23 protein-coding genes and 1 pseudogene are annotated in these 25,782 nt (G+C 69.0%); 7 read left to right on the top strand and 17 right to left on the bottom strand.

The features are described 5' to 3' along the window. Nucleotides 1-8: 8 nt before the first annotated feature. The 4 genes from OG884_RS28225 to OG884_RS28210 are packed head-to-tail and all read right to left on the bottom strand — an operon-like array spanning nt 9 to nt 5,821. Entirely contained in the window at nt 9-2,273 is a 2,265-nt protein-coding gene (locus OG884_RS28225; protein ID WP_326637838.1) for an ABC transporter ATP-binding protein, read from the bottom strand. A 6-nt stretch (nt 2,274-2,279) separates the two neighbouring features. Next, a complete protein-coding gene (locus OG884_RS28220; protein WP_326637836.1) occupies nt 2,280-3,131 on the bottom strand; it encodes an ABC transporter permease in 852 nt (283 codons plus the stop codon). Further along, nucleotides 3,131-4,141 (bottom strand): ABC transporter permease, encoded by a 1,011-nt coding sequence (locus OG884_RS28215; RefSeq protein ID WP_326637834.1) that lies wholly within the window; start codon nt 4,139-4,141, stop codon nt 3,131-3,133. Before OG884_RS28215 ends, OG884_RS28220 begins: the two co-directional genes overlap by 1 nt. Before the next feature lie 3 nt (nt 4,142-4,144). Further along, nucleotides 4,145-5,821 (bottom strand): ABC transporter substrate-binding protein, encoded by a 1,677-nt coding sequence (locus OG884_RS28210; protein ID WP_326637832.1) that lies wholly within the window; start codon nt 5,819-5,821, stop codon nt 4,145-4,147. Between the two features lie 349 nt (nt 5,822-6,170). On the opposite strand from OG884_RS28210, the gene OG884_RS28205 reads away from it, so the two are divergent. Together OG884_RS28205 and OG884_RS28200 are read left to right on the top strand one after the other, a co-directional pair. Next, complete coding sequence (locus tag OG884_RS28205; RefSeq protein ID WP_442811539.1) at nt 6,171-6,542, top strand: hypothetical protein; 372 nt, start codon at nt 6,171-6,173, stop codon at nt 6,540-6,542. Between the two features lie 111 nt (nt 6,543-6,653). After that, nucleotides 6,654-7,691 carry a TerC family protein gene (locus OG884_RS28200; RefSeq protein WP_326637830.1) on the top strand — a complete coding sequence of 346 codons (1,038 nt, stop codon included), beginning with the start codon at nt 6,654-6,656 and terminating at the stop codon, nt 7,689-7,691. A 13-nt stretch (nt 7,692-7,704) separates the two neighbouring features. Here OG884_RS28200 and OG884_RS28195 read toward each other — a convergent pair whose 3' ends face one another. Then, nucleotides 7,705-8,433: a maleylpyruvate isomerase family mycothiol-dependent enzyme gene (locus OG884_RS28195; protein ID WP_326637828.1), complete on the bottom strand. Its 729-nt coding sequence runs from the start codon at nt 8,431-8,433 to the stop codon at nt 7,705-7,707. A 353-nt stretch (nt 8,434-8,786) separates the two neighbouring features. On the opposite strand from OG884_RS28195, the gene OG884_RS28190 reads away from it, so the two are divergent. After that, nucleotides 8,787-8,984 (top strand): hypothetical protein, encoded by a 198-nt coding sequence (locus tag OG884_RS28190; protein WP_326637826.1) that lies wholly within the window; start codon nt 8,787-8,789, stop codon nt 8,982-8,984. Nucleotides 8,985-9,468: 484 nt separating this feature from the next. On the opposite strand, the gene OG884_RS28185 is transcribed toward OG884_RS28190, so the two are convergent. Continuing rightward, nucleotides 9,469-10,242, bottom strand: a complete 774-nt coding sequence (locus tag OG884_RS28185) for a helix-turn-helix transcriptional regulator (protein ID WP_326637825.1) — start codon at nt 10,240-10,242, stop codon at nt 9,469-9,471. Nucleotides 10,243-10,509: 267 nt separating this feature from the next. Here OG884_RS28185 and OG884_RS28180 point away from each other — a divergent pair, with 267 nt between their 5' ends. Both OG884_RS28180 and OG884_RS28175 read left to right on the top strand, forming a co-directional pair. Next, nucleotides 10,510-11,337 (top strand): hypothetical protein, encoded by an 828-nt coding sequence (locus tag OG884_RS28180; protein ID WP_326637824.1) that lies wholly within the window; start codon nt 10,510-10,512, stop codon nt 11,335-11,337. A 298-nt stretch (nt 11,338-11,635) separates the two neighbouring features. Continuing rightward, nucleotides 11,636-11,917: a hypothetical protein gene (locus tag OG884_RS28175; protein WP_326637822.1), complete on the top strand. Its 282-nt coding sequence runs from the start codon at nt 11,636-11,638 to the stop codon at nt 11,915-11,917. Between the two features lie 243 nt (nt 11,918-12,160). Here the strand turns inward: OG884_RS28175 and OG884_RS28170 are convergent. Both OG884_RS28170 and OG884_RS28165 read right to left on the bottom strand, forming a co-directional pair. Continuing rightward, nucleotides 12,161-12,756: pseudogene (locus tag OG884_RS28170) on the bottom strand (hypothetical protein). Between the two features lie 54 nt (nt 12,757-12,810). Further along, nucleotides 12,811-14,340: a serine/threonine-protein kinase gene (locus tag OG884_RS28165; RefSeq protein WP_326637820.1), complete on the bottom strand. Its 1,530-nt coding sequence runs from the start codon at nt 14,338-14,340 to the stop codon at nt 12,811-12,813. A gap of 249 nt (nt 14,341-14,589) precedes the next feature. On the opposite strand from OG884_RS28165, the gene tnpB reads away from it, so the two are divergent. Continuing rightward, nucleotides 14,590-15,957, top strand: a complete 1,368-nt coding sequence (tnpB, locus tag OG884_RS28160) for an IS607 family element RNA-guided endonuclease TnpB (RefSeq protein ID WP_326637818.1) — start codon at nt 14,590-14,592, stop codon at nt 15,955-15,957. A gap of 304 nt (nt 15,958-16,261) precedes the next feature. Next, the gene (locus OG884_RS28155; RefSeq protein WP_326637816.1) at nt 16,262-18,262 is read left to right on the top strand and encodes an ATP-binding protein; all 2,001 of its coding nucleotides are present in this window, start codon (nt 16,262-16,264) and stop codon (nt 18,260-18,262) included. Here OG884_RS28155 and OG884_RS28150 read toward each other — a convergent pair. The 9 genes from OG884_RS28150 to OG884_RS28110 form a co-directional block, all read right to left on the bottom strand. Next, nucleotides 18,249-18,380: a hypothetical protein gene (locus tag OG884_RS28150; protein ID WP_326637814.1), complete on the bottom strand. Its 132-nt coding sequence runs from the start codon at nt 18,378-18,380 to the stop codon at nt 18,249-18,251. The two genes, OG884_RS28155 and OG884_RS28150, sit on opposite strands and share 14 nt — an antisense overlap. Beyond that, a complete protein-coding gene (locus OG884_RS28145; RefSeq protein ID WP_326637813.1) occupies nt 18,359-18,973 on the bottom strand; it encodes a hypothetical protein in 615 nt (204 codons plus the stop codon). The genes OG884_RS28150 and OG884_RS28145 overlap by 22 nt, the downstream gene beginning before the upstream one ends. 147 nt (nt 18,974-19,120) lie before the next feature. Further along, the gene (locus OG884_RS28140) at nt 19,121-19,795 is read right to left on the bottom strand and encodes an ArsR/SmtB family transcription factor (RefSeq protein WP_326637812.1); all 675 of its coding nucleotides are present in this window, start codon (nt 19,793-19,795) and stop codon (nt 19,121-19,123) included. Between the two features lie 5 nt (nt 19,796-19,800). Further along, a complete protein-coding gene (locus tag OG884_RS28135; RefSeq protein WP_326637810.1) occupies nt 19,801-20,295 on the bottom strand; it encodes a cupin domain-containing protein in 495 nt (164 codons plus the stop codon). A 427-nt stretch (nt 20,296-20,722) separates the two neighbouring features. Beyond that, nucleotides 20,723-21,364, bottom strand: a complete 642-nt coding sequence (locus OG884_RS28130) for a protein-L-isoaspartate O-methyltransferase family protein (RefSeq protein ID WP_326637808.1) — start codon at nt 21,362-21,364, stop codon at nt 20,723-20,725. 12 nt (nt 21,365-21,376) lie between these two features. After that, complete coding sequence (locus OG884_RS28125) at nt 21,377-22,489, bottom strand: CapA family protein (RefSeq protein ID WP_326637806.1); 1,113 nt, start codon at nt 22,487-22,489, stop codon at nt 21,377-21,379. A 95-nt stretch (nt 22,490-22,584) separates the two neighbouring features. Then, entirely contained in the window at nt 22,585-23,460 is an 876-nt protein-coding gene (gene rfbA / locus OG884_RS28120) for a glucose-1-phosphate thymidylyltransferase RfbA (protein ID WP_326637805.1), read from the bottom strand. Then, on the bottom strand, nt 23,457-24,605 hold the full coding sequence (locus tag OG884_RS28115; RefSeq protein WP_326637803.1) for an ABC transporter permease: 1,149 nt from the start codon (nt 24,603-24,605) through the stop codon (nt 23,457-23,459). Before OG884_RS28115 ends, rfbA begins: the two co-directional genes overlap by 4 nt. Then, on the bottom strand, nt 24,602-25,780 hold the full coding sequence (locus OG884_RS28110) for an ABC transporter permease (RefSeq protein ID WP_326637801.1): 1,179 nt from the start codon (nt 25,778-25,780) through the stop codon (nt 24,602-24,604). Before OG884_RS28110 ends, OG884_RS28115 begins: the two co-directional genes overlap by 4 nt. Nucleotides 25,781-25,782 lie beyond the last annotated feature (2 nt).

The following is a 25,782-nucleotide window of genomic DNA, read 5'->3' as shown; positions in this document are numbered from 1 at the left end:
TCGGGATGTCACCTTTCGATCAGCGCGGGGATCTCGGCGGCGCGGCGGCAGGCGACCAGGCTCGCGTCGTACGGGCGGAGCTCCTGCTCCTGCTCCCTGCATTCGTCGGTCGCGAAGGGGCAGCGCGGCGCGAGGGCGCAGCCTCCGGCGGCGTCCGCCTCCTGTAGATCCTTGGTCAACTCGACCTGCGGGCCGCCGTAACCGGCGCCGAGGCTGGGGGCGCTGGACAGCAGCGCCCTGGTGTAGGGGTGCCTGGGGTTGCCGAAGACCTCTTCCACCGGCCCCTCCTCGACGATCCGTCCCAGATAGAGCACCACGACGCGGTCGCAGAACCCTCGCACGGTGGCCAGGTCGTGGGAGATGAAGACCGAGCCACGCGAACTGTCGCCGCTCACCTCTGCGATCACCTTCAGGATCTGCGCCTGTACCGTGACGTCAAGTGCCGAGGTCGGCTCGTCGAAGACGATCAGGTCGGGTTCGCCGACGAGCGCGCGGGCGATGCCGACGCGCTGCGCCTGCCCGCCGGACAGCTCGTGCGGGCGCCGCCCCAGGATCGACGGGTCCAGTTCCATCCGCTCCAGGACGCGGGCGACGCGCGAGACGCGCTCCGCGGCGGGCACCCCGGCGGCGAGCAGCGGCTCACCGATCGCGTCCTGTACGGTCCGCCGGGGGCTCAGCGACCCGACGGGGTCCTGGAAGACCAGCTGGGCGCGGGTACGTAGCCGGCGCAGCCGCCTGCCGCGCAGCTCGGACAGGGCGTGCCCGGCCACCTCGACCCTGCCCCGCGAGGGCTGCACCAGGCCGAGCATCAGCCTGGCCAGGGTGCTCTTGCCGCAGCCGCTCTCCCCGACGACGCCCAGGGTCTCGCCCGCGGCGACGCTGAGGCTGACCCCGCGCAGCGCGTGGTGCCCCCCGCCGCCGAAGCGGCTGCGGTAGACGACGTGCGCGTCCTCGATGCGCAGCACCTCCCCGCGCTCCTTCGCGACGTCCCTCGCACCGTCCTTCGCGACGTCCCTCGCACCGTCCTTCGCGACGTCCCTCGCACCGTCCTTCGCGACGTCCCTCGCACCGTCCTTCGCGACGTCCCTCGCACCGTCCTTCGCGACGTCCCTCGCACCGTCCTTCGCGACGTCCCTCGCACCGTCCTTCGCGACGTCCCTCGCACCGTCCTCGGCACTGTCCTTCGCACTGTCCTTCGCACTGTCCTTCGCACTGTCCTTCGCACTGTCCTTCGCACCACTGTCCTTCACGCCGTCCTTCACGCCGGACGGCGCCGTACGGACCGGGGACACGGGCACCTCGGCGGGGTCGGTGAGGGGACCCGAGCGGGGATGGAAGCAGGCGACGCTCCAGTCGAGGGCCAGCGGCCCCGCGATGGGGAGGTCCGCCGTGCACAGCCGCGTCGCGTGCGCGCAGCGCGGCGCGAACGGGCAGGAGGACGGCGCCTCGGTCAGCAGCGGCATCGCTCCGGGGGTCGCGGTCACCGGACGCCCGCCGATGTCGGGCACCGAGCGCAGCAGCGCCCGCGTGTAGGGGTGGGCGGGCTCGTGGAGCACCTGCGGGCCGGGACCGCTCTCCACCGCCGTCCCCGCGTAGAGCACCACGACGCGGTCGCAGACCTCGGCGATCGACGCCAGGTCGTGGGAGATCAGCAGGACACCGCGCCGCTCGGCGTTCGCGGCGAGCCGGAACCGGTTGAGGATCTCCCTGGTGAGCGTGACGTCCAGCCCGGTGGTGGGCTCGTCCGCGATCAGCAGGCCGGGTGCGCACCCGGTGGCCAGCGAGATCATGACGCGCTGCGCCATGCCTCCGGAGAGCTCGTGCGGGTAGGCGTCCAGGCGACGCCTCGGGCTGCGGATGCCGACCGACTCGAACAGCTCGGCGGCGACCTCCCTGGCCGGAGCCGGGGCCAGCGACCGGTGGGTGACCAGCCGGTCGACGAGCTGGTGGCCGACGGTACGGGTGGGGCTGAGCGCGCCGCGCGGGTTCTGGAAGCAGATCGCGGCGCCGTGCCCGCGGAAGGCCTCCAGCTCGGCGGTGCCCATCGTCAGCACGTCGGCGCCGTCGAACATGACCCGTCCGCTGGTCTGGGAGCCACCGGGCAGCAGGCCCACGATCGAGCGGGCCACCATGCTCTTGCCGCCGCCGCTCTCGCCGACCAGGCCGACCACCTCACCCGGCTCGACCCTCAGGTTCACCCCGCTCAGCGCGGCGACCCGGCGTCCCGGTCGGCGGATCACGACGGAGAGGTCCTCGATCGACAGGAGTGTCATCGTCTGTCACCTCCTCGTGGAGTCGGCGCGTTCCTGCAGGCCCTCACCGAGGAGGCTGAAGCCCAGGACGCAGATCAGCAGGAAGAGGCCGGGCGGGACCGAGGTCCACCACCGGCCCGCGACGACGTCGCCGGAGCCGAGGCTGATCATGGCGCCCCACTCCGCGGTGGGCACCGGCACGCCGAGTCCCAGAAAGGACAGCCCGGCCAGCGTGAGCATGGCCCAGCCGCAGTTCAGCGGGGCGATGACGCGTACCGGCGTCAGGCTGTTGGGCAGTACGTGCCGCCAGAGCACCCCCCAGAAGGAGGAGCCCGAGGTGCGGGACGCCTCCACGAAGGGCAGCTCCCTGATGGAGCGCACCTCGGCGCGGACCAGCCGGGCGTAGGCGGGCGCGTTCACCAGGGCGATGACCGCGACCAGGTTGGCCGTGCCGCCGCCGAGCAGCGCGGCCACCGCCAGGGCCAGGATGAAGGTGGGGAACGCCTGGAAGACGTCGAGCACCCGCATCAGCACGTCGTCGGCCCAACCGCCCCGGTATCCGGCGACCAGGCCGACGAGGCTGCCCGCGACCACGGCCAGGGCGACCGCGGCGACGGCGATGCCGACGTCGAGCCGGGCGGCGTGCAGGACCCGGCTCCACACGTCCATGCCGTTGAGGTCGGTGCCCAGCAGGTGCGCACCGCCGGGCGGGGTGAGAGAGGCGAGGGGGTCGATCTCCTCTGGGCCCCAGGAGCTCAGCAGCGGCGCGAACACGACGGCCACCGCGACCAGGGCCAGGATGGCGGAGCCCACCGTGATCAGGGACGATGCGAAGCGGCGGTCCGCGCCCGCCTCCCGGACTCCTGAAGCTTCGGCCATCAGATCCTCACTCTCGGGTCGAGGATCGCGTGGACGACGTCGGCGATGAGGAAGACCACCACGTAGAACAGCGCGATCACGAGCACCGACGCCTGAACCACCGGGTAGTCCCGGTAGAGCAGGCCGCGCAGCGCCCACTGCCCGAAGCCCTGCCAGGAGAAGACGTACTCCACGAGGACCGTCGAGCCGATGGAGAAGCCGAACACCAGGGCCGCCAGCGCGGGGAGCCGCACCAGCGTGGCCCGCACCAGGTAGCCGCGGAGCAGCAGCCGGTCCTTCAGGCCGTGCGCGGCGGCGGCCGTGTACGCCTCGGAGGCCAGTACCTCAAGCGCGGAGGCCCGGACGCTGCGCAGCAGCGGCGCGACGATGACGATGACGAGCGTGGCCACCGGCAGCGCGAGGTGCTCCAGTGCGGAGACGAACGCGGGGCCGTTGGCGGTCAGCGCCGCGTCGAGCAGGTCGGCGCCGGTGATCAGGCTCAGCTCGGTGTCGGGATCCACCCGGCCGCTGGGTGCCGGGAACCAGCCCAGCACGCTGTAGCCCACCAGGACCAGCACCAGTCCGAGCCAGAACTCCGGCACCGAGTTGCCGATGAGCGCCGCGACACGGACCGTGTGGTCGCCGAACCGGCCCGCGTTCCTGGCCGACCAGATGCCGAGCACCACCGCCAGCACCAGCGCCACGGCCAGCGCGATCAGCACGAGTTCCATGGTCGGCCCGACCCGCAGGGCCATCTCCGAGCCCACCGGGGCACCGCTCTGGATGGAGGTGCCGAAGTCACCGGTGAACAGTCCCCCGACGTAGTCGAGGAACTGCTGCCACAGGGGCCGGTCCAGCCCGAACCTGGCCCGCGCCGCGGCGGCGTCCGCCTCCGTGGCGTTGGGGCCGAGGATGGTACGGATCGGGTCACCCGGCAGGACTCTGACGAGCAGGAAGGTCAGTACGACCACCCCGAGGAGCACCGGGACGAGCTGGAACAGCCGCCTGAGGACGAACCGGAGGATACGCATGGATCAGGAGGAGATGCTCAGGTAGCGCAGCCGGGCCAGGCCGTCCATCGGCTGGACCCATCCCGCCACCTCTTCCCGGACGGGGAGGTTGAAGTTGGGCTGGCAGATGACGGCCCACGGCACGTCCTCGGCCAGGATCTCCTGCACGCGCAGCCAGAGCTTGGCGCGCTCGGCCGCGTCGACGACGGTGTGGGACTCCTCGAAGATCTTCTCGATCTCGGGGTTGACGTAGTTGGAGTAGTTGAGGCTGGCGCCCTTGGTGAGGCTGGTGCCGAGCATGTACTCCACGTCGTTGACCCAGAGCTGGCCCAGAGTGACCTGCAGGGGGATGTTCTTCTTCTCCCTGCGCTCGGCGAGCGTGGCGGGGTCGAGCGGGGTGAGCTTCAGCTCGATGCCCGCCTTCCTGGCCTCGCTCTGCACGAGTACGGCGATCTGCTGCTGCTCCTCGCTGTCGGTCTGGAAGACCAGCTCGGAGGTGATCGAGGTCTTGCCCGCCGCGGCCAGTGTCTCCTTGGCCTTGGCGACGTCGTAGGCGTAGGGGTAGCCGGTCTCGGAGTAGCCGGGCATGTCCAGCGGGACGACGCTCTTGGCCGCCCGCGCGTCGCCGCCGTAGACGTTGGCGATGATCTGCTCGTACGGCACCGCGTGGGCGAGCGCCCTGCGCACCGCGGGGTCGTCGAAGGGGGCGGTGGTCACCGACATCTGGATGACGAGCTGGTTGTTGCTCGGCGCGGAGATGACCTTGATGCCCTTCGTGGACTTGAGGTCCTTGATGTCGCGCTGGCCGATGCCGAAGGCGACGTCGATGTCGCCGTTCTGCAGCTGCAGGCGCTGGTTTGAGGCCGCGGGCACCACGCTCAGCCTGATCTCCGAGCTCTTGGCGCCGTCGGGGCCGGGGTAGCCGGCGTTGGCGGTGAGCACGATCTCCTGGCCCTGGACCGCCTTCTCCACGTTGAAGTAGCCGCCGGTCGGGGGGTTCTTGGCGAACCACTCCTTGGCCCAGGGGTCGGCGTCGGTGGCGTGCTTCTTCGCCTCCTCGGAGTCGAAGACGTACAGCGAGATGGCCTGGATCTGCCGGGTCAGGGCACTGGGGAAGGCCTGGGTGAACGTCACCGTGTAGTCGTCGACCACCTCGACCTGGTCGGCCTTGGTGAGCCCGATCAGCCGGTAGACGCCGGCGACGTTGGCCTTCGCGGCGAACGCGCGGTCCTTGGACCACTTGACGTCCTTGGCGGTCATCTCGTTGCCACTGGCGAACTTGACGCCCTTGCGCAGCTTGAGGGTCCAGACCTTGTTGTCGGCGTCGGGCTCGAAGGACTCGGCGAAGGTCGGGGCGATGGCCTCGGTGTCGAGGATCTGGCCGTCGCCGACCGAGGTGACCCCGTAGTCGATCATGTAGGGGAAGACGTTCTTGTAGAGCATCAGCGCGGTCAGGTCGAACCCGACGAAGTCCTGGTCCCAGCTGCTCAGGTAGCTGCTCACGGCGATCCGCAGCTTCGAGGCGGCGGGGGTCCCGCCGGGGGCGGTGCTCGCTGCGGGGGTGGCGGATCCGCCGCCCGCCGTGGTGCCCGCGGCGCATCCGGTCGCCAGGAGGAGGGCGACCCCGCTGCCGAGCTGCAGGACCGAGCGGCGGGACAGCGCCGGGGATCCCGGACCGTTGAGACGAGAGAAGCCGGGCACGGCAGTCCTCCAGGGGGCCACGAGGGATAGGCCGCGCGGGGAGCCGTCCACCCGACCTACATGTGGCATTTGTTCTATCAGACATGAGTTTAGTGAACAAGTGACCAATGCCTGTTCACAAACAGAGCCGATGTCCAAAGAAGTCCCAGGACAGCCTAAAGATCACACCTAGCGGCCGTGTTCACCGAATTTCACAAGAACGTCACCCACACGTGACGGCACTCCGTACCGTATCGACAGAATCGCCTCCGCCCGGCGGGCCGGCCCGACCCGGGGCGGCGACAGGACCACTTCGCAGCCGACACCTCGACCAGCGGAAAAGATCTTAGTGCGGTACTACCGCGCCACTATGGCGGCAAAGGAGACCATCAGGGTAACCGTCGATCACGATCCGCTCGATCGCAAGTCCGTCACGTTCTGGATCTTCGTCAACATGGGGGCGCTCGCCGGGATCGTCTTCGCCGGGCGGCTGAACCAGGCCGGCCCGACGGCGGGCAACGGCTTCGAGCTGGACGCCATCGCGGCCGCCTTCATCGGCGGCGCCGCGGTCCAGAGCGGGGTGGGCAAGGCGGTCGGCGGCCTCGTCATGGCTGTGATCAACAACGGCATGTCCCTGATCGGCGCGCCCAGCGAGCGGGTCATGCTCTTCAAGGGCCTGGTCCTGCTCGCCGCCGTGGCCCTGGACATCTGGACCAAACACCGGGCCCGCTCGGCCCGCTGACCCGCGCTCCCTTCACCATCCCGTGTCCGTCGCGTGGGGCGGTAGCCTCCGGGTGTGGATCCCCTTACCTGAGGGTAAGCGAGGATTCTCAACCGGCAGGAGGGTGCACGGGTGGCGATCGATTCGATAGGTGTGTGGATCGCGGTCGTCGCGCTGGTGATCGCGCTGCTCGTCCTCGACTTCGTGGTGGCGGCGCGCCGGCCGCACGCCGTGGGCATCCGCGAGGCCACCGCCTGGAGCGTCTTCTACATCGGCGTGGCCATCGCCTTCGGCCTGGTCCTGTGGTGGCTGGCCGGGTCGACGCTGGCGGCCGAGTACTTCGCCGGGTGGCTGGTGGAGAAGAGCCTCTCCGTCGACAACCTCTTCGTCTTCGTCATCATCATGGCGCGCTTCTCGGTGCCCCCGGAGAACCAGCAGAAGGTGCTGCTCTTCGGGATCGCCACCGCCCTCGTGCTGCGCGCCGTCCTCATCGCGGTCGGCGCGGCGGCCATCAGCCTCTTCTCCTTCACATTCCTGCTCTTCGGCCTGCTGCTGATCTGGACGGCGATCCAGCTCGTCCGGCACCGGAACGAGGAGCCCGACATCGAGAGCAACCCCCTGATCCGCTTCATCTCGAAGGCGCTCCCGGTCACCGAGAACCTGCACGACGGCAAGCTCGTCGTCCGCGAGGACGGAAAGCGGATGGTCACCCCGCTGTTCGTGGTCTTCCTCGCGATCGGAAGCACCGACCTGCTGTTCGCCCTCGACTCCATTCCGGCGGTCTTCGGCGTCACCACGCACCCGCTCATCGTCTTCGCCGCCAACGCCTTCGCGCTGCTGGGGCTGCGTGCCCTGTACTTTCTGATCGAGGGCCTGCTGGAGCGCCTGGTCTACCTGTCGATCGGCCTTGCGGTCATTCTCGGCTTCATCGGCCTGAAGCTCATCCTGGCCTTCCTGCACGAGGACGTCTCCCGGTCCTTCCCCGAGATCCCGACCCCGCTCTCGCTGATAGTGATCTTCCTGGTGCTGCTGGTCACCGTCGTCTTCAGCCTGCGCAGGGTACGCGCCCACCCCGAGGAGCGCGCGCGGGCGGGCACCCCGCACCGGATGCGCCGCAAGGACGGGGACGAGGGCCAGGGCCAGGGGCGACAGGGGCAGAACGACCGCTGAGGCCTCGAAAAGCTCAGGCCAGGCAGCGCAGGGCGGCCCTGAGCCTGCGGTCGAGGGGATGGTCGACGGGGTGGTCGTCCGGCAGGCGGCCGACGGTCGCCGCCACGAACGCCGGGGGCCCCAGTTGCTCGCTCATGTCGTAGGCGTGCACCCAGATCCCGTCGGCGGTCAGCTCGACCTGGACCTTCGCCCCCTGCTCCGCGAGCACGAACGCGCCCACCCTCGCCCGCCACCAGACCCGCTCGTCCTCCTCGTCCTCCGCGACGGGCGCGCCGACGTCGTCGGCGTGGGTGGCGTACTCCGAGTCGTAGTGGAAGGTCTGCGACCCCACCGGGTACGGCCCCGCGAGGGTCGGCAGCAAGGCGTCGCGGCCGAGCTCGCGCATCCGCTCGCGCGTCTCCCCGTTCTCGCGCCGCCACTCCTGGAGCACCTCCTCGACCGGAACGTCACGGCGGCGCTGCACGCACCAGGCGTTGAAGGCATTGAAACCGCCCTCCACTCCCTCGCTCCCGAGCATCGCGACGAACCCGTCGATGTCGTCGTCCAGACAGGCGTGGTTGTACAGCTCCTCCCCCGCCAGGTGCCCGAGCACGTCGCGGACCGACCAGCCCGCCGCCCGCGAGGGACGCCGCCAGCCCTCCGCGTCGAGCCCGGAGAAGAAACGGTCGAGGCGGAGGGCCTCGGTGTCGAATATGTCGAACGGGTTGAGATCCGCCAGCGGATCCTTCGATTCTGCGGTCATACCTCAGCACTACCCGGGAACGACGGGCATCCCCGTCTCGCACTAGGGCGCGTATTTGGTTGTGATCAAGGGATGGTCCGGGTGAGGTCTTTAAACCAGATCATCGCGGCGCGAAGGTGGAGACCGGCGAGGTAGCTCTCAGGAGTCTTGTCATAAGTCGACAAGATCCGCGATGCTGCCCACCTCACCAGCTCGCACAGTTCTGGTCGGCTCGCCGACTCCGTACGTCAGGCGCGTGCCCGGCTCCAGCCGTGGGCGGGCAACAAGCACGTCCGCCGCCTCGACGAGGAACTCCGCTCCCTGGGGATCGTTTCCCGTGGCGAGGGGTGAGCTGAACTGCCAGCCGTCGCTTCATGTCTAAATTGATCAACGGGCTCGATCAGTTCTTCAACTACAAAGACAGCGGGCGGTTCGGGGCCACGTTCGAGCAGCACGTGAACTGGCCGCTTGGTGACGACTCCGACGAGGGCGGCGACGTGCGGCCCTCGGTGGCACGGCTGCGCATCGGGGAAGCCGGCATGCTCAAGACCGCCCCAAGGCCGGGAACGTGACCTTCGAGACCCACGCCGACAGGTGGCTGACGGCGCGGATCACCCTGGCCCCCAGCACCGCCACCGGCTACGCCGTCTCCCTGAAGAACCGCATCAACCCCCCACGTCGGGCACATGCCGTTGAACGCGGTCACCCGGCCGATGGTCAAGGACCTGATTGGAGGGCTGAGCGCGGCCGGGTACGCGCCCGGCACCGTCCACAACACCTACCTGGTGCTGGCCTTAGCCCGGCCAGAAGGCGGTCGGCGACCATTCCTGAGCACCGCTGGTGGAACCCCTCGCGCGGAAGGATCTCGGTGGGTGCGATGTACGCCTGGTTGGGCTCCAGGCAAATCGGTTGCGGCACGGTAGAAAAGTTCGACGAGCGAGAGCCGCACTCCCCGTGCGGCTACCTCTATTGATCACCCGCGATGTCCGGGGTCGTCACGGTCACCTTGTACAAGCAAGGACTTGGGTACAGCGTCGCCCCGGTGGAAACATCCCGTCAAGAACGCTGGAAGAATCCCAGGTTTTGGGCCTTCAGAACAGTGCTGGTGCGATCACGAGTGTCAAACTTCCGATAGATGTGCTGGATGTGCTTGTCCAGCGTCCTTGGTGACATGTCGAGGCGGCGGGCTATCGCAGCCGGGATCAGGTCGCTGCTCAGGAAGCCGAGTACGACGAGTTCTCTCTCCGTGAGCCGGATATCCAGGTCATCGTCAAAAAGACCGGCTGGGTTGAGGGCTCTTGGCCTGCCGGGGGCATCGCTGACCTGAAGTGCATAGATACCAGCGACGATCGGCTGAAGTCGCTGGGCCATAAGCATGTCCCGGGTGGCGAAGTCGCGGCCGGAACGCATGATGGCAATCACGCTGATGCGTAGTGCCGAGACGGCCAGGGGAATGGTGATTACTCGACTGATGCCCGGCACGAGTTGGAGAAAGCGAAGAGCGTCACGATCGTCCGACGAGTCTGAGACGTCGCTCAGCCGTAATGGTGTCGTCTCTTGGCTGCGACGGTAAGCGCCCAAGATCGGATGGTGGATGGCGAGCTCGTGAAACCCCACAGATCCCAGATCAACCGGGGCCGGATTGGTGGCCCAGCGCCGACTGGAGGTGCCCAGCAGGTCGACGGTCCCGGCCCCGACGACATCAGCCTCGAAAAGTTCACGAAGGCATGCGTTCATCGTGACACTGGGAAAGTGCGGTCTCACATCATCTATCGCCAGGGTTACGAACTTCAACAGTCTGCGATAGTCCTCGCCGGACAGTGATGGCACGGCTCTCACCCCCCTCGCCTGACCTTTGCCGGAGTGGGCATAGAATGGGCGATAAGTCAATACTCATTGTTCTCCATGGTCAAGCCGTCTCAAAGCGCCATATTTTGGAGTGCACACTCGCCAAGGAAGCGTACTTCCTACATGGGCCTTATGAACGAAAGCGCGTGACCAACATTCCTGGGCACGGCCTACTTCATGGGTACGCATGTCATCTTACTTGCGTGATTGATGACATTGACAAGCGAGTACATACCCAGAATCGAACGAATGTGGGGGCGGCAGGAAATGGGCGAATACGTGGGTGAACTGATCGGCAGATCACTGGCCACAGGCGAAGTCCTGCGATCGCCGAACAGACTGTACGGCCTCATTATGCAAGGCGACGGCAACCTCGTTCTATACGCTGACGGACAGAATCTCACCACTCCGGTGTGGGCCACGAACACGTGGACGCTCCCCCTATCGCTACGTCCCAACAGAGCTGACATGCAGGGCGATGGCAATCTCGTTCTCTACAACGGCGTGAACTACCCATCATGGGCCTCTGGCACCGATGGCAACCCCGGAGCGCGGCTTGTACTACAGGACGACCGGAACCTGGTGATCTACACCGGCGACGGCCGGCCGGTCTGGGCTTCTGGCACTCATGTAGCGCAGCCTGACACCCCCCAGCCAACGCGCGCCTATGAAGAGCAGTACATCGGCTGGAACAAGTTCGTGCAGACCAAAGCCACCCTGTGGCGCAACGGCCTGCTGACCGTTGAGTCCACTACCCGCAACCGAGTTCCCTGGGGAGCTTTGCGCTGTCGGACCCTGATCGTCGTGCAGGACGCGATGGGCCGGGCAATCTGGGTGAGCAACGAGTTTGCGGACCCAACCCGATGCGGTTGGTTCGATTTCTCCTGCGCCTCGGACGGAGTGGCGACACACACCCAGCAACTGCCCGAGCCGGTAGGCCGATTCGCGGCTTCCGTGGACATTCTTGTTGCCGATGAGGAGTCGTTTGTCGACTTGCGGAACCGGTTCATCGACATCCTCAAGTTGGCGAATCACTTAGCGCCAGAGATCAAGGCACTCATAGGACTTCTGGTTTAGATGCTCTGAAGCAGGCTTCCCCTGTCGCAGGCTATGAGTATCGACAAGGAGGACTGAAGCAATCCAGCCCGCCCCCGAGTCGGCCATGGTACAGCCCATCCAGGCAGTCCGAATCAGTCACATCCTGCTTGGCGTCCTCGATCCGTGCAACACTCGTCGGTCGCCATCCATGGAATGCCCTTCACACCTAGAGTTGGTCCAGTAGCGCTCTATGTGTTCCCGGTAGGCTCCCGCCGCTAGTTGTTGTACAGGTGATTATAACCTGTTTTCTGGAATACCCTAAAAGAAGGGGCTGTTTATGACCGAAGACGAATCACAAGATCGATCACCTCGATCGAAGTTGTCGCCCTTCGAGAGTCGCCTCCTCGAAAATCTAGCCGCGAGCGCCGTCTTCGCCTACCTGGCATGGGCATGGACCAAAGATCCGATCGCACTGATCGTTATCGGTATCGGTTCTGTCATATTCAACTTTTTCGTGTTGCGATTTCTGCCGTCGAACGGGGTTGGCTGCTTGATCTACCTCCTCCTTCTAGGAGGACTCATGATCCTTGCCTACTTCGTAGGCTTCGCCTCCGCTTGATCGGTGAGGTAATCCCGGCAAGCGTAGCGGTGTCATATGAGGCCACCCGACGTAAGAAAGGGATCCACAACTGAGATCGCCGTGGCCTGGTCGGCGTCCAGGTTGCACATGGTGATCGGGGGCCGAACCAGCGGTCGAATTCTGATCGCCGGTTCATCTCACGCCCTCGTCGGACGGGAGTAACTGGCATTCGCCGCCTTCCGCAGCGTGCAGCTTCTCCTCGACGAGTCTTTCCGAATACGGTCAGTGGTCGTAGGCGGTCAGTGAACGGCTGACCGCCTGTCCGGTCTGGAAGTTGTGCCATATCGCGGCGGCCAGGGTGAGCACGCGCTGTGCGATGCGCACGGCCACGCCCCCGGCGGTTCTTCCACCGTGTTGTTCCAGGTCGAGTTGACCTTTGAGGGTGTCGTTCACGGACTCGATGAGCTGGCGCACCTTCTTCAGCATCGGCTCGCCGGCTCCGAACGTTTGACGGTAGGCCGGGACATGCCGCAGGGCACCGGCGTCGAATCGGTGATCCACACCGTGTCGTGCCAGAAGTCGGTGTCCTTGGCGAGCATTCGGATCACCCGCTTGATCTGTGGTAGCGCGGCTCGCAGCCGTTTGTTGTAGCCCGCGTCCTGCGGAAGGAAGGGGAACAGGTGGCGGTAGTGCTCGCGGGCGTGCCGCAGCCGGCGGGCCTCGCTGTGGAAGCCGAGCATCGCCTGCATCACCGCCAGGCACAGCAACTCCGAGTGACTGAGCTTCGGAGGCCGTCCCGGTAGGCGTGCGATACCCGCCCACTCGTCGTCGATCTTCACGTAAAGTGCGGTCACGAGGGTGTCCAGGTTCGTCGTCACAAACGATCGTGGACACCCTCTCTTCGCGCCCGCAGGCATTTGGAAAGACGTGCCCTAGTCATCGTCGTCGTCATCGCTGCTGTGATGACGCGGCCCGGACTCGTAGCCGTCCACCTGGCCGTCCCCCTGGAGGGTGAGCCCCGAGGTTCGAAGGAAGTCGGGGAGCGGCCCCGCCGAGGCGATCCTGCCCTTCCGCTGCGCCTCGCTCAGCTCACGGCCGAGCCTGCGCAGTTCGTCACGGGCCTTCTCGTTCTTGCCCTCCTGGATGTTCCTGGCGAGTTTGACGATCGTCTCGCGGACCTTGCGGGCCGTCTTGGGGTCGATTCCCCTCTGCAGCTCCTGCGCGGTGACCGCCTGTCCCAGGGCCGCCAGGCGCGCCTGCCATCCGCCCGCCGCCGGCGCGGTCCGGCTGGGCACGGGGGCCGGCGCCGCGGACGCGCTCCGCGAGACGGCCGGTGTGGGCGACGCGGGCGCGGACCGCTCCGGGGGCGCCGCCGACGTGATCGCGGATGGCACCGCCGCGGTGCCCTGTCCCACCGGATCCGGCGAGGCCGACGCCCACAGGGCCACCAGCACCGGCACGGTCACCACGCCCAGCAGGATCGCGACGAACATGCCGGGTGGGCTCTCCCGCAGGAACCTCGTCGTCCGCCCCGCCCACGCCCGCACCGGTGAGCCCTCCTGCCCTGCGGGAGCGGGAGGCACCGAGGGCAGCACGGAGGTCGGCGCCGGGGGCCCGGACGCGTGCGGCGCCCGGCGGGGCGCCGCGGCCAGGAGCCCGCGGACGACCTCCGCGCCGGTGGGCCGCGCGCCGGGATCCTTCTCCAGCAGGGCCAGGACGAGTCTCTCCAGCTCCGCGGGGATGCCGGGCCGGTAGCGGCCGGGCGGGTCCGGCCGGGCGCCGACATGCTGGGAGAGCACCTCTGTCGCCGTGCCGACGAACGGGGGGCGCCCGCAGAGCAGCTCGTAGCAGACGCAGCCGAGCGCGTACAGATCGGCGGCCGCGGCTCCGGCCTCACCTCGGATCTGCTCGGGAGACAGGTAGGCGGCCGTGCCGATGACGGTTCCCACCGAGGTCAGTCGCATCGCGGCCTCGGTCGCGACCCTGGCCGTACCGAAGTCGACGACCTTGAGCACGCCGCCCGCGCCCAGATGCAGGTTCGCCGGTTTGACGTCGCGGTGCACGACCCCCGCCTGGTGCGCGGCGTCCAGCCCGAGCGCGACCTGCCCCGCCAGACGGCACGTCTCGGACACGCTCAGCGGTCCGCGCTCGGCCAGCTCGGCGGCGAGATCCCGGCCGGCCAGCAACTCCATCACCAGGTACGGGCGGCCCTCGTGCTCGCCCATGTCGAGCACGGTCACCACGTTGGGGTGGACGATACGCGCGGCGGTCCTGGCCTCCCTGGCGAACCTCTCGCGCACCGCGGCGTCGGCCACCCGCGGTGACAGGATCTTGACCGCCACCGGCCAGCCAGGGCGCAGGTCGTAACCGCGCCACACCTCGCCCGTACCGCCCCGGCCGATCAGCTCGTCCAGCCGATACCGGCCGGCGAGCACGGCCGCCGTCCCTTCCGAAACGCCCACGATCCCCGCCATCGATTCCGAGCCCGACAATTGGCACACAACTGTAGGGGGCTATGGGCTGCTGATTGCCTCATTTGACCTTCTCTGTCCGGTGGGCTGAGGTGCGGGAGGAGACGGTACGCGCTGTCGGGGTTCGGTCCCGTGCCGGTGGCGGGCTTTCCTGCTGATTGGGGAACTGTCGATCATCCCTGAGAGTAAGCTCACCGTCATCATTCGACAGCGGTGAGTAAATGACGGGAGGGGTGGGTGATGCGGGTTCAGCAGGCCTACCGCTACGCTCTCGACCCCGCTCCGGCCCAGGCCGGTGCGTTGTTCTCGCACGGTGGGGCAGCGCGGTTCGCGTTCAACTGGGCGCTGGGCCTGGTCAAGGCGGCGCTGTCGCAGCGGGAGGCGGAGAAGACCTACGGGGTGCCCACCGAGCTGCTGACCGAGGTTCCCTGGTCGCTGTATGAGCTGCGCAAACTCTGGAACGCGGCCAAGGACACCGTCGCGCCCTGGTGGGCGGAGAACTCCAAGGAGGCCTACAACAGCGGCCTGGAGGCCCTGGCCCGGGCGCTGAGGAACTGGTCGGACTCCCGTAAGGGTAAGCGCAAGGGGAGGAAGATCGGGTTTCCCCGGTTCAGGTCCAAGCACCGCACCGTCCCCGCCTGCCGGTTCACCACCGGCACCATCCGCGTCGAACCCGACCGCCGGCACGTCACGCTGCCACGGCTGGGCACGATCCGCACCTGTGAGTCCACCCGCAAGCTGGCCCGTCATCTGGAGCGGGGCACGGGCCGGGTCCTGTCGGCGACGGTCCGGTTGGAGGGGGGCCGGTGGTTCGTGTCGTTCACCTGCGAGATCGACCGCGCCGAAAGCGCCCTGGCCCGGCCGGAGGCGGTGGTGGGAGTGGATCTGGGGGTCAAGGCGCTGGCGGTGCTGTCCACCGGTGAAGTGGTTGACAACCCCAAACACCACCGAACGGCTCTGAAACGGTTGCGGCGGCTGAACAAGCAGCTGGCCCGCCGGACCGGCCCACGCACCCCAGGTGGCGGCAGGCACGAGCCGTCGGCGCGCTGGCGTAAGACCAAGGCCGCGCTGGGGAAGGCGCACGCGAGGGTGGCCCGGCAGCGGCGCGACGGCCTACACCGGCTGACGAGCAAGCTGGCGGCCGTCTACGGCACGGTCGTGGTCGAGGACCTGAACGTGTCGGGGATGCTCGCCAACCGGCGCCTGTCTCGCGCGGTCGCTGATGTGGGGATGGGTGAGGTGCGCCGTCAGCTCGCCTATAAGACCGGCTGGAGTGGTGGGCGGCTGGTGATGGCGAGCCGCTGGTATCCCAGTAGTAAGACATGTTCGGGTTGTGGTGTGGTGAAAGCCAAGCTCGCCCTGTCCGAACGCACCTACACCTGCGATGGGTGTGATCTGGTCCTGGATCGGGATCTGAACGCCGCCCGTAATCTGGCCGCGCTCGCGGCCGACGTCGCCCAGAGTTGCGGGGAGACGTTAAACGCCCGCCGAGGAGCGGTAGGACCCGGCATTCGTGCCGGGCGCGCACCGGTGAAACGGGAACCCCGGCCACGGGGAACGCCGCTGCGGCAACGCGGGGGCTCGCTGGTCCTCACTGACAAACACTGAGAATCAGCGAACGGGTTGTCGATGTAGCCGTCGACCGTGGTGTGGGTCATGGCGATGATCTTCCGCATGGTTTTCTCCGTGTCGTTCGCGCTGGACAAAACTTGATGGAGCTTGATGGAAACAGGGCTCAGGTGGCGTACGGGCTCCTGGCTCGGGCGTCCCGCAGGGCGCGGGCCCACCAGGCCAGCCGGTCGAGCGTGGTCTTCACCGCGGTGTTGCACTCCGCGGTGGCCTTGGGCCAGGTGCCGACCGGGCCGCCGACGACATCTCCGCGCTGGAGCGGACGGGTTCGGTACGGCTGTTCGTGGCACGCGCGTCCGCCGCGGCCCGGGGGTTCGTCCTCGACGCGGACACCGCCCCGGCGGTCGTGTCGCTGTGCCGCCGGCTGGACGGCATCCCGCTGGCGCTGGAGCTGGCCGCGACGAGGGTCCCCGCCCTCGGGGTACACGGCCTCGTCGCCCGCCTGGACGACCGGTTCAGGCTGCTGGCCACCGGGCACCGGGGCGTCCCGCCGCGCCAGCAGACCCTGACGGCGATGATCGACTGGAGCTGGGAGCTGCTGACCGGCGCCGAGCGCGCCGTCCTGCGCCGGCTCGCCGTGCACGCCGACGGCTGCACCATGGAGGCCGCCGAGGCCGTCTGCGCGGAGGACGACATCCCGGCCGCGGACGTGCTCGACCTGGTGGCGCGGCTGGTGAACCGGTCGCTGGTGGTCATGGTGGACGGTGCCGACGGGCCGCGATACCGGTTGCTGGAGTCGGTGGCGGCGTACTGCGTCGAGCGCCTCCAGCGGGCCGGGGAGTACGAGCGGGTGCGGCGGCGGCACCTGCGCCACTACACCGGCCTCGCCGAGCGGGCCGAGCCGCGCCTCTACGAGGCGGACCAGCGGCGCTGGCTGCGGCGTCTCGACTCCGACGCCGCGAACCTCCGCGCCGCGCTGAACGCGGCCGTCAGGAACGGCGACGCGGACGGCGCGCTGCGCCTCGTCGGCGCGCTGGCCTGGTACTGGTTCCTGCGTGGCCGCCTGACCGAGGCCCACCGATCCCTGACGGCGGCACTGGCCGTCCCCGGCGAACCTCCCGGCGCCGTCCCCCGGGACCATGCGCCGGACACCGCCGGCGGCTCCGGAGGCGTCTCGTTCGCCGCGCTCCGGGCCAAGGCCCTCACCTGGGAGGCCGTGATCGGGTTCCTCCGCGGTGATGTCGCCGTCACCGACCGGGAGAAACTCCGCCGGGCGGCGCTGGAGGCGTACGAGGACGCGGGCGATCCCGGCGGGCGAGCCAGGGCATGGTGGATCCTCGCCTACGCGGGGGTCGACCTCGGCGACCTGTCCACCGCCGGAGAGCTGCTGGACCGGGCACTACCCGCCTTCGAGGCGCTCGGCGACCGATGGGGGACGGCCGCGGCCCTCGCCCTCCGGGCCAAGCTCGCGCACGTACGCGGCGACCTGGACGGGCTCGAACGCGACGGTGAGCGCAGCGCGCGGATCTTCGGCGAGCTCGGGGAGCGCTGGGGGCAACTGGAGGCCGGCGGCTGGCTCGGCGCGCTGGCCGAGATGACCGGTGACCTCGACCGGGCCGAACGGCTGCAGCACGACGGCATGCGCCTGGCCGAGGAGCTCGGACTGTGGACGGAGTTCGCCGGGCGGCTGGGCTGGCTGGGCTGGATCGCGCTGCAGCGCGGCGACTACGCGCGGGCGGCGGAGTCGAGCGAGAGGTCGCTGCGGCTCACCGTGGAGCAGGGCCACCAGGCCGGGCAGACCTTCGCCCGGATGGGACTGGCCTTCGCCGCGCGCAGGGACGGCCGCCTCGACATCGCGGAGACCCACCTGCGCGACGTGCTGGACCGTACCCCGCGCGACGCCGAGGAGCCGCCGCCGTACCTCCCGATGATCGTGACCGAGCTCGGCTTCGTCGCCGAGCAGCGCGGCGACGCGGCGGCGGCCCTCGCTCTGCACCTGCGGGCCCTCGATCTCATCGCCAGGTTCGACGGGACCCGGGAGATGACGGTCGCCGTCTACGGCCTGGCCGGGGCCCTGACCGTCGCCGGACACCACGACCGCGCCGCCCGGCTCCTGGGCGCGGGTGCCGTGGCCCTCGCGTCGAGCTCCGTGCCCCTGACCCCTTGGAAAGCGGCGACATCGGCCGGATCACCGCGCGGATCCGTGACGCGCTGGGCGAGGAGCGCTTCGCCACCGAATCCGAACGCGGCACCGCGCTCACCCCCGAGCAGATCAGGTCCCTGGCCGTCATATCCGACCCCTGACCGGCCTTCCCGGCCAGGCCCGTACGTCAGAACCCGGTGAGCGAGGGCATCGGATCGGACGATCCCGCACGGAAGATTCTGCCGAGCACGGTCCGTAGCCGCTCCGTCTCGACGGGACTCAGGTTCAGGTCGACGGTCAGGACGGTCTCGGTCTCCATGTTGTCCGCCGCCTCGGGAGTGAGGTGCAGAACGAGGCGCCGATCGTCGAGCACGCAGGCGACAATGCCACCCCCGGTGCCCCGCATACCCTCGCGGGCCACCCAGTAGGGCTGCTCTCTCTCCCCTCTTTCGTGGCCATGAAGAGGAGGTGGTCGCCTCCGGCCTGGGCGCAGCGGACCGTGGCACCGTTCCAGCCGGGAGACGCGGTGGCACGGACCAGGTCGCCGATCGCCAGCACGAGCCGCCCGGCCAGGTCGGCCCGCCACTCCGCCGGCCGGGTCGCGAGAATCGCCATGATCCGCTCGGTGTCCCCGTACGGCGAACTCCAGCGGGAGGTGAAATCCCGGCGGTTCAGCCAGGTCGCCACGGCGGCCGCACCGGTGAGGACCCCGGCCCCTGCGGCGCGGAGCACCTCGGCGTAGTCGTCGAGCCCCTCCCAGGATTCGCGTCGGCCGCGCAGCGTCTTCAGGTATCCCGGAAGAAGGCCGGCGACCTCCTTGCGCGCCTCCTCGTCCACCTCGACGATCCGGGCCGCGACGGCGTGGGCGTCCCGGCGGGCGATGAGTCCGCGGATCTCCTCCCAGGCGGTCATGCGCCGGCCTCTTCGCGGCGGGTGATCCGAGGGAGTTCGCCGGGCGCGGAGACCTTCGTCCCGGTAGTCGACAGAGCAGCCTGCTGCTGCGAACTGAACATGCCGGGAACGGTAGTGATCCACTCCGACAATTCGGCCGCGGGCCCGTTACGTGGCCGTGGCGGAACCGGTCTGCAGTCGTCTCCCCGTGCGTCGCCAGCGGGCGAGCCCGCCGTCCAGCGGGCGCGCTGGAAAGCCGTGGTCGCGGAGCAGGCGCACCGCCTCCGGGGAGACCACGCAGTAGGGGCCGCCGCAGTAGGCCACGATCTCGATGTCCCTGGGCAGCTCGTCCAGACGGTCCCGCAGTTCGGCCAGGGGAATCGACACCGACCCCGGCACATGGCCGCGGGCGTGGTCGGCGGCCGAGCGGACGTCGACGATCACGATGTCGGGGTCGTTGAGACGTCCGGCGAGCTCGTCGGCGGTCACCGCCTCCAGGACCGCGACCTCGCCAAGGTGCTCGGACACCGCCTCCCGCAGATCGGCGAGCCTTTCCGCGGCGAAGTCCTGCAGCTCGCCCAGGAACCGCGAGACCCGCTCGTCGGCCAGCCGGTAGTAGACCCGGGTACCGGCCTTGCGGCTCGTCACCAGGTGAGCCGCGCGCAGCTGCTGCAGCTGGGCCGAGGTGTTCTTCAGCGGAATGTCCGCCTCCTCGGACAGCTGCTCGACGGTGCGCTCTCCCTGGTCGAGCACGTCGAGCAGCCTCAGCCGCACCGGACTGGCCAGCGTCCTGCCGACCCGCGCCAGCTGCCGGTAGATCGGTTCCTCCGGAAACTCCGCCATGGCCGTCAGACCATGTACTGGTCGTGGCGGAGGTAGACGTCCGCCCACTCCGCGTCGCTGAGCCTGCGCCCACTGGCCGCGATCTCGGCGAGCTCCTCGAAGTAGCCCTCGCGGGGTGCCCCCGGTGCGAAGAGCAGCAGCATCGAGGCCGGTTCGCCGGACTCGTTGCGGAAACTGTGCACCCCGCCCTCCGGGACGTACAGGAAGTCTCCCGCCGTCGCGTCGGTCCAGGTCTTCCCGTTGAACAGCCGCACGGTCCCGGAGAGCACGAAGAAGGACTCAGAGATCGTCCGGTGAAAGTGCGGGTCCGGGCCGGACGGCTTCGCTCCCATGTCCCAGCGGTACAGACCGAACTGCCCGTTCGTCGAGGCGCCGGTGGCCAGGTGGTGCACCTCCGTCCCGCCCTCACCGATCACCAGATCCGGCCCCGCGCTCGCCGGCCGGAAGACCCCACTGCTCTCGCCCGCCTCGCCCAGGTAACGAGGCTCCGGGTACGACATCGCGCCCTCCATCTGAACCATTGCAGCTTATATTCTAAAGAACTATAGGATATGGGAAAGATTAAGGACACCCCCGCCACGATGTCCACGGTGAACGGGCACCGGTCAGCGGAGCAGGAGGTTGAGCAAGACCGTCAGGAGGACAGAGAGCAGCACGGAGACGAGGATCATGGCCAGCCATCAAGCACTCACCAGAGCCGGATAACGGACGGCCGCCGGAACGACTCCTGCCCTTCGGCCGGATTCCACAAGCGGACGAGATACAGACCATCCCCGCGGGCGCGGGGCCGACTTGAGTACGCCGATCTCCCAGAGTCGTTCATCGGAACCATCCCCGCGGGCGCCTGCGGGGATGGTCCGTAGTGACAGAGATCAACGGTCGTGGAGGCCGTCCTCCCGATCACCATCCGGGGAGACGGGCACCCGCTCAGGGCGGATAGCCGTACCTTCCATGAAGGCGGACAAAGCTGGCCAGCGTGAGGACCTGCCGACGTTCAAGCCCGGTCACGGTGCGCTGGAACAGGACGACCTCCTCCCGCCCGCCCGGTCCGATGGGCTGTACCAGACGGCCGCCGAGCCGGAGCTGTTCGACCAGCGGCGGGGGGACCTCGGGGAACGCGGCCGACACGACGATGCCGTCGTACGGAGCGCGGTCCGGCACGCCGCAGCTGCCGTCCCCGACGAGCAGCTCGACATTGCCGATCCCCTGCCGGGCGAGGTTCCGGCGCGCCTGCCGGACCAGATCCGCCCACAGGTCGATGGTCACCACATCGGCGGCCAGGCGAACGAGCAGCGCGGTCTGGAAACCGAGGCCGGTGCCGATCTCAAGCACGTGTTCCGTCCCGCCGAGACCAAGACCTTCGATCATCCTTGCCGACAGCGAGGGCTGCGTGGTCACCAGCCCGTGCCCGATCGGGACGGGCTCGTCGTGGTAGGCGATCGCGACACGGTCCGCGGGGACGAATCCCGCTCGCGGCGTCGCGCGCACGGCCTCCAGCAGGCGCTCGTCGCGGACGCCCATCGCCCGGACGGCCCGGATGAGGTCTTCGGGAGAGACGCCTGCGGTCATGTCCGACCTCGCCTACGTCCGCCGGAGCGCGAGGGCACCGTCCGGCTCCAGGTCGACTCGTGACCCGAGGTCACGGCCGACCCGGTCGAGAACCGCCTGAAGCCACTCGGAGTCCTCGCTTGAGGCGTGCTGGAGACGCATCTGACGAGCCCGCATGGGCACCATCCGTAAACCGGCCAGCTTTCCCGACTCCGGCTCCACCGACACGAAGTACAGCAGCCGGAGATCGTCTCGGTACTCCTCATAGCCGGTGATGCCCTCGTAGTCGTCGATGAGGTCACCGCAGCCGTACAGGATGAGCCTGCCGCGGTAGACCTCGACGGGCCGGGGATGGTGCGAGGAGTGCCCGTGCACCACGTCGACACCGCCGTCGACCAGGCGGTGCGCGAAGCGTCTCTGCTCTCGGGAGACCTGGTAGCCCCAGTTGGAGCCCCAATGGATGGAGATAACCGCGACGTCACCGGGGCGCTTCACCTGCCGCACCCGGCCGGCCACCTCGGCCGCGGCGGCCTCCGACAACTCCGGGACGAGATCGACACCCCCGCGATCCGGGGTCGCCGCCCATTCCGGCGGAATGCCGCTGGACTCCGTCCCGCAGGAGAGGATCAGGACCTGCCCGCCGCCTGCGACGGTGACGGTCGCGGGTCGCCGCGCCTCGTCCGCCTCCCGGCCCGCCCCCGCCGCCCGCAGCCTCGCACCGGCCAGAACGCCGAGCGTCTCCCGCAGACCTCGCCGGCCGAAGTCCATGACATGGTTGTTCGCCAGCACGCAGACGTCGGGCCGGGCAACCGCCAGGCAGGGAAGATTATCTGGATTCATCCGGTAATGGACGGCCTTCCCCATGGCGAAATCATCACTCCGGGTGATGCTCGTCTCCAGGTTCACCACCCGGACATCGGGCGCACCCTCTTCCAGCACCCGCAGGGCATCCCCCCATGGCCAGGAGAAGTCGACCGGTTGAGGAATCAGGCCGTTCGCCGCCTCCGCCAGATCAACATATGTCCGGGCGTCCAAGACATGCTGCTCCTGCAGCGTCGGGTCACCGGGGTACGGAAGGATCTGATCGACGCCGCGGCCGAGCATGACGTCACCGCAGAGGAACAACGTCACCGGATCGGTGCGCATACCTCCATGCTAGGCGTGCCCCAATCGCCGGTCGGCGGAGCCCGGTCGAAAACCGTGGCCCCCGGCCGTGGAAGCGGGCGACTTCCGGGAACCGCTCAGATGGAGGCCTCCAGCACCCGGACCAGGTAGCGCCCCTCCTCCGTCACGGGTCCGACGTGGCCGATCAGCTCACGAAGCCCTCGGTCGTCGATGTAGCCCATCCGGTAGGCCACCTCTTCCAGGCAGGCGATCTGCACGCCCTGCCGTTTTTCGAGCACCTGCACGAAGACCCCGGCCTCCAGCAGGCTGTCCGGCGTGCCGGTGTCCAGCCAGGCCGTCCCCCGGCCCAGGTTGACCAGCCGGGCGCGGCCCTCGGCGAGGAAACGCCGGTTGAGGTCGGTGATCTCCAGTTCACCCCTCGCCGAAGGGGTCAGCTCGGTGGCGTAACGCAGCGCGATGTTGTCGTAGAGGTAGAGGCCGGTGACGGCGAGGTTGCTCCGGGGCCGGGCCGGTTTCTCCTCGATGTCGACCAGCCGGCCCTCCTCGCCGAGAACCGCCACCCCGTACCGTTCGGGATCGGCGACCGGGTAGCCGAACACCGTGCAGCCGTCGAGCTTGCCGACCTCCTCCCGGAGCACCGAGGGGAGTTCGTGGCCGTAGAAGATGTTGTCACCGAGGATGAGGGCCAGCCGGTCGTCACCCACGAACTCCCCGCCGACGACCAGGGCGTCGGCCAGCCCTCGGGGTACGGCCTGGGCGGCGTAGCTCAGGCGCAGGCCCAGCCGGGAGCCGTCGCCGAGCAGCGCCCGGAACCCCGGCAGATGCTCGGGGGTGCTGATCAGCAGGATCTCCCGGATTCCGGCCAGCATCAGCACCGAGAGCGGGTAGTAGACCATCGGCTTGTTGTAGACCGGCAGCAGGTGCTTGGAGGTGATCGCGGTCAGTGGCCGGAGCCGGGTGCCTGAGCCCCCGGCCAGCACGACACCCTTCATGTGGACGTGCGCATGCGCCTGCGGAACACCACGAGCGAGATGCCCAGCAGGAGCACCGCCATCCCGAGCAGTACGGCCACCTCGACCAGGACCGAACCCAGCCCCTTGCCGGGTTTGGTCAGCGTGATCAGCGCGTCCATCCCCCAGCCGTGCGGAACCAGGTAGCCGATCATGTTCAGAGTCTCGCCGGCCACCTCTCGCGGCCACAGGCAGCCACCCAGCATGCCGAGCACGATGCCCAGCGGAGGTCCGATCGCGGGGGCCTGGGAGGGCGACCGCACCAGGCTGCCGACCAGCACCGCGGCACCGGTGGACACCAGGCAGAACGAGCCGACGACCGCCGCGACGCCCAGCGGGTCCCCCCAGGTCACGCCGAACGCCAGGGTACTCACCACCATGATCAGGCAGGCCTGCGCGATGGCGACGAGGAGCCTGCTCAGCACCTCGCCGAGCAGCACCGAGCGCTCCCGCACCGGCCCGGCGAGGGACCTGCGGATCATGCCCAGCCTGCGGCTCTCGGCCAGTGCCGAGGCGACGGCCATGGAGTTGACGAATGTGAACAGCAGCACGTTGGCGGGCGCGGTGTAGGCGAATCCACGGGGCGTGGAACTCTCCGTACCGCTGGTGCTCACCGCCACCTGGGCCGACTCGGTCTGTGCCTTGCGCACCAGGGCCTCGGCCTCGGCCGGGGACGCGCCCGCCGCCTGGGCCGCCCGCACGGCCTCCAGCACCGCGGCCACCTTGCCTACCGCGACGTCGATGATGCTCCGTGCCGCCAGGCCGCTGCCGTTGGTCTGGGTCATGACCAGCTCCAGCTCGGTGGACCCCGGCGGGATCAGCAGACCGGCCGCGAGAGCACCGGTCCGCACCCCGGAGCGCACCCGCTCCTCGGTCTCCATCCGCTCGATCGCGAGGTCGGGGCTGGTCTCCAGCCGGCGCAGCACGGCCGCCGCGACCGGGTCGGAGTCCTGCGCGACCACCCCGATCGGCATCCGGTCCTGTCCCGACGCGCCTCCGCCCAGCGCCAGCCCGACGAAGGCGATGGTCACGAACGGCATGACCACCATGAAGAACAGGCCCACCTTGTCGCGGGAGTGACGGCGCAGGTTGGCCGCCACCAGGGCTCTGACGGGGCTCGGGCTCAACCGAGTAGTCCTTTCCTGAAGCCGAGGGCGGCGATGCCGCCGGCCACGAGTGCCATCCCGCAGAGTGCGGCGATCGGGGCGGCGACCGCCGCCAGGCCCCCACCGCCACCGGCGAGCTCGGTCAGTCCCGTCGACGTCCAGCCGTTCGGGGTGAACAGCGCCACCTTCTGCAGGAAGTCCGGCAGGTTGTACATCGGCACCAGGCTGCCGCCCAGGAACGCGAAGACGAAGGAGACGCCCATGATCAGCCCGTCGGCCTGGGAGTCGGTCTTCGCCCTGCTGGCCACCAGCATGGTGATCGCGGCGGCGGCCAGCACGTGCGCGGTCCAGAGCGCGAACACCGCGAGCGGATCACCCCAGCTGGACCCGAACAGCAGCACCGAGGAGGCCCAGACGGCGCAGACGCTGACCAGTGCCAGCAGGAAGCCGACCACCCCCTTGCCCACGATCGGGATCCACGGCCGGATGGGCGCGGCACGCATCCGGTTGAGCGTGCCGAGGTTGCGCTCGGTGAGCAGGCTCCTGACCGAGGTGCCCACCACGAAGAAGGCGAAGAGCGCGGCCATGCCGGAGCCGTAGTAGACCGACAGGTCGACCTTCCCGCCCGCCATGGGGTCGCTCTCCAGGGTCAGCGCCGGGCCGCTCGCGCCGTTGCGCTCGACGAACTCCTTGACCTTGTCGGCGGGGACGCCGGCGTCGAGGGACGCCTTGACCGCGAGGGTGCGGGCGTCCACCAGGGCGGAGATCCGGTCGACGATGCTGCTCGCGACCACTCCGGCCAGTGGCGTCTCCGGGGAGGTGAGCACGGTGACCTTCCCCCCTCGTCCGGCGCCGACGTCCTGGCTGAACCCCGGGGGGAACACGATCGCCGCACCGATGTCCCCGTCGTCGAGGGTCTGCTGCGCGTCCTTCTCCGCTTTGAAATCGCGCAGGGTCAGCATGCCGTCGAGTTCCTTGGCCGACAGCACCTCCCGGCGCACGCTGGAGGGGAACTCCCCGCCGTCGAGATCGACGAAGCCCACGGTGGCGCGCAACGGCGGATCGTCTCCGCCGAGGGCGAACCCGAACAGCGAGGCCAGCACGATGGGGGCGAGCAGCGCGGTCAGCACCGCCGTACCGTCCATGAACCTGGCGCGCAGTTCGAGACGGCTCACCACGAAAAGAGCTCTCAGCATCG

Origin of the sequence: Streptosporangium sp. NBC_01755, from assembly GCF_035917995.1 — a bacterium.
Taxonomy (GTDB): domain Bacteria; phylum Actinomycetota; class Actinomycetes; order Streptosporangiales; family Streptosporangiaceae; genus Streptosporangium.
Note: the sequence above shows the minus strand (reverse complement) of the source record. Positions and strands in the feature narration are given on the sequence as shown.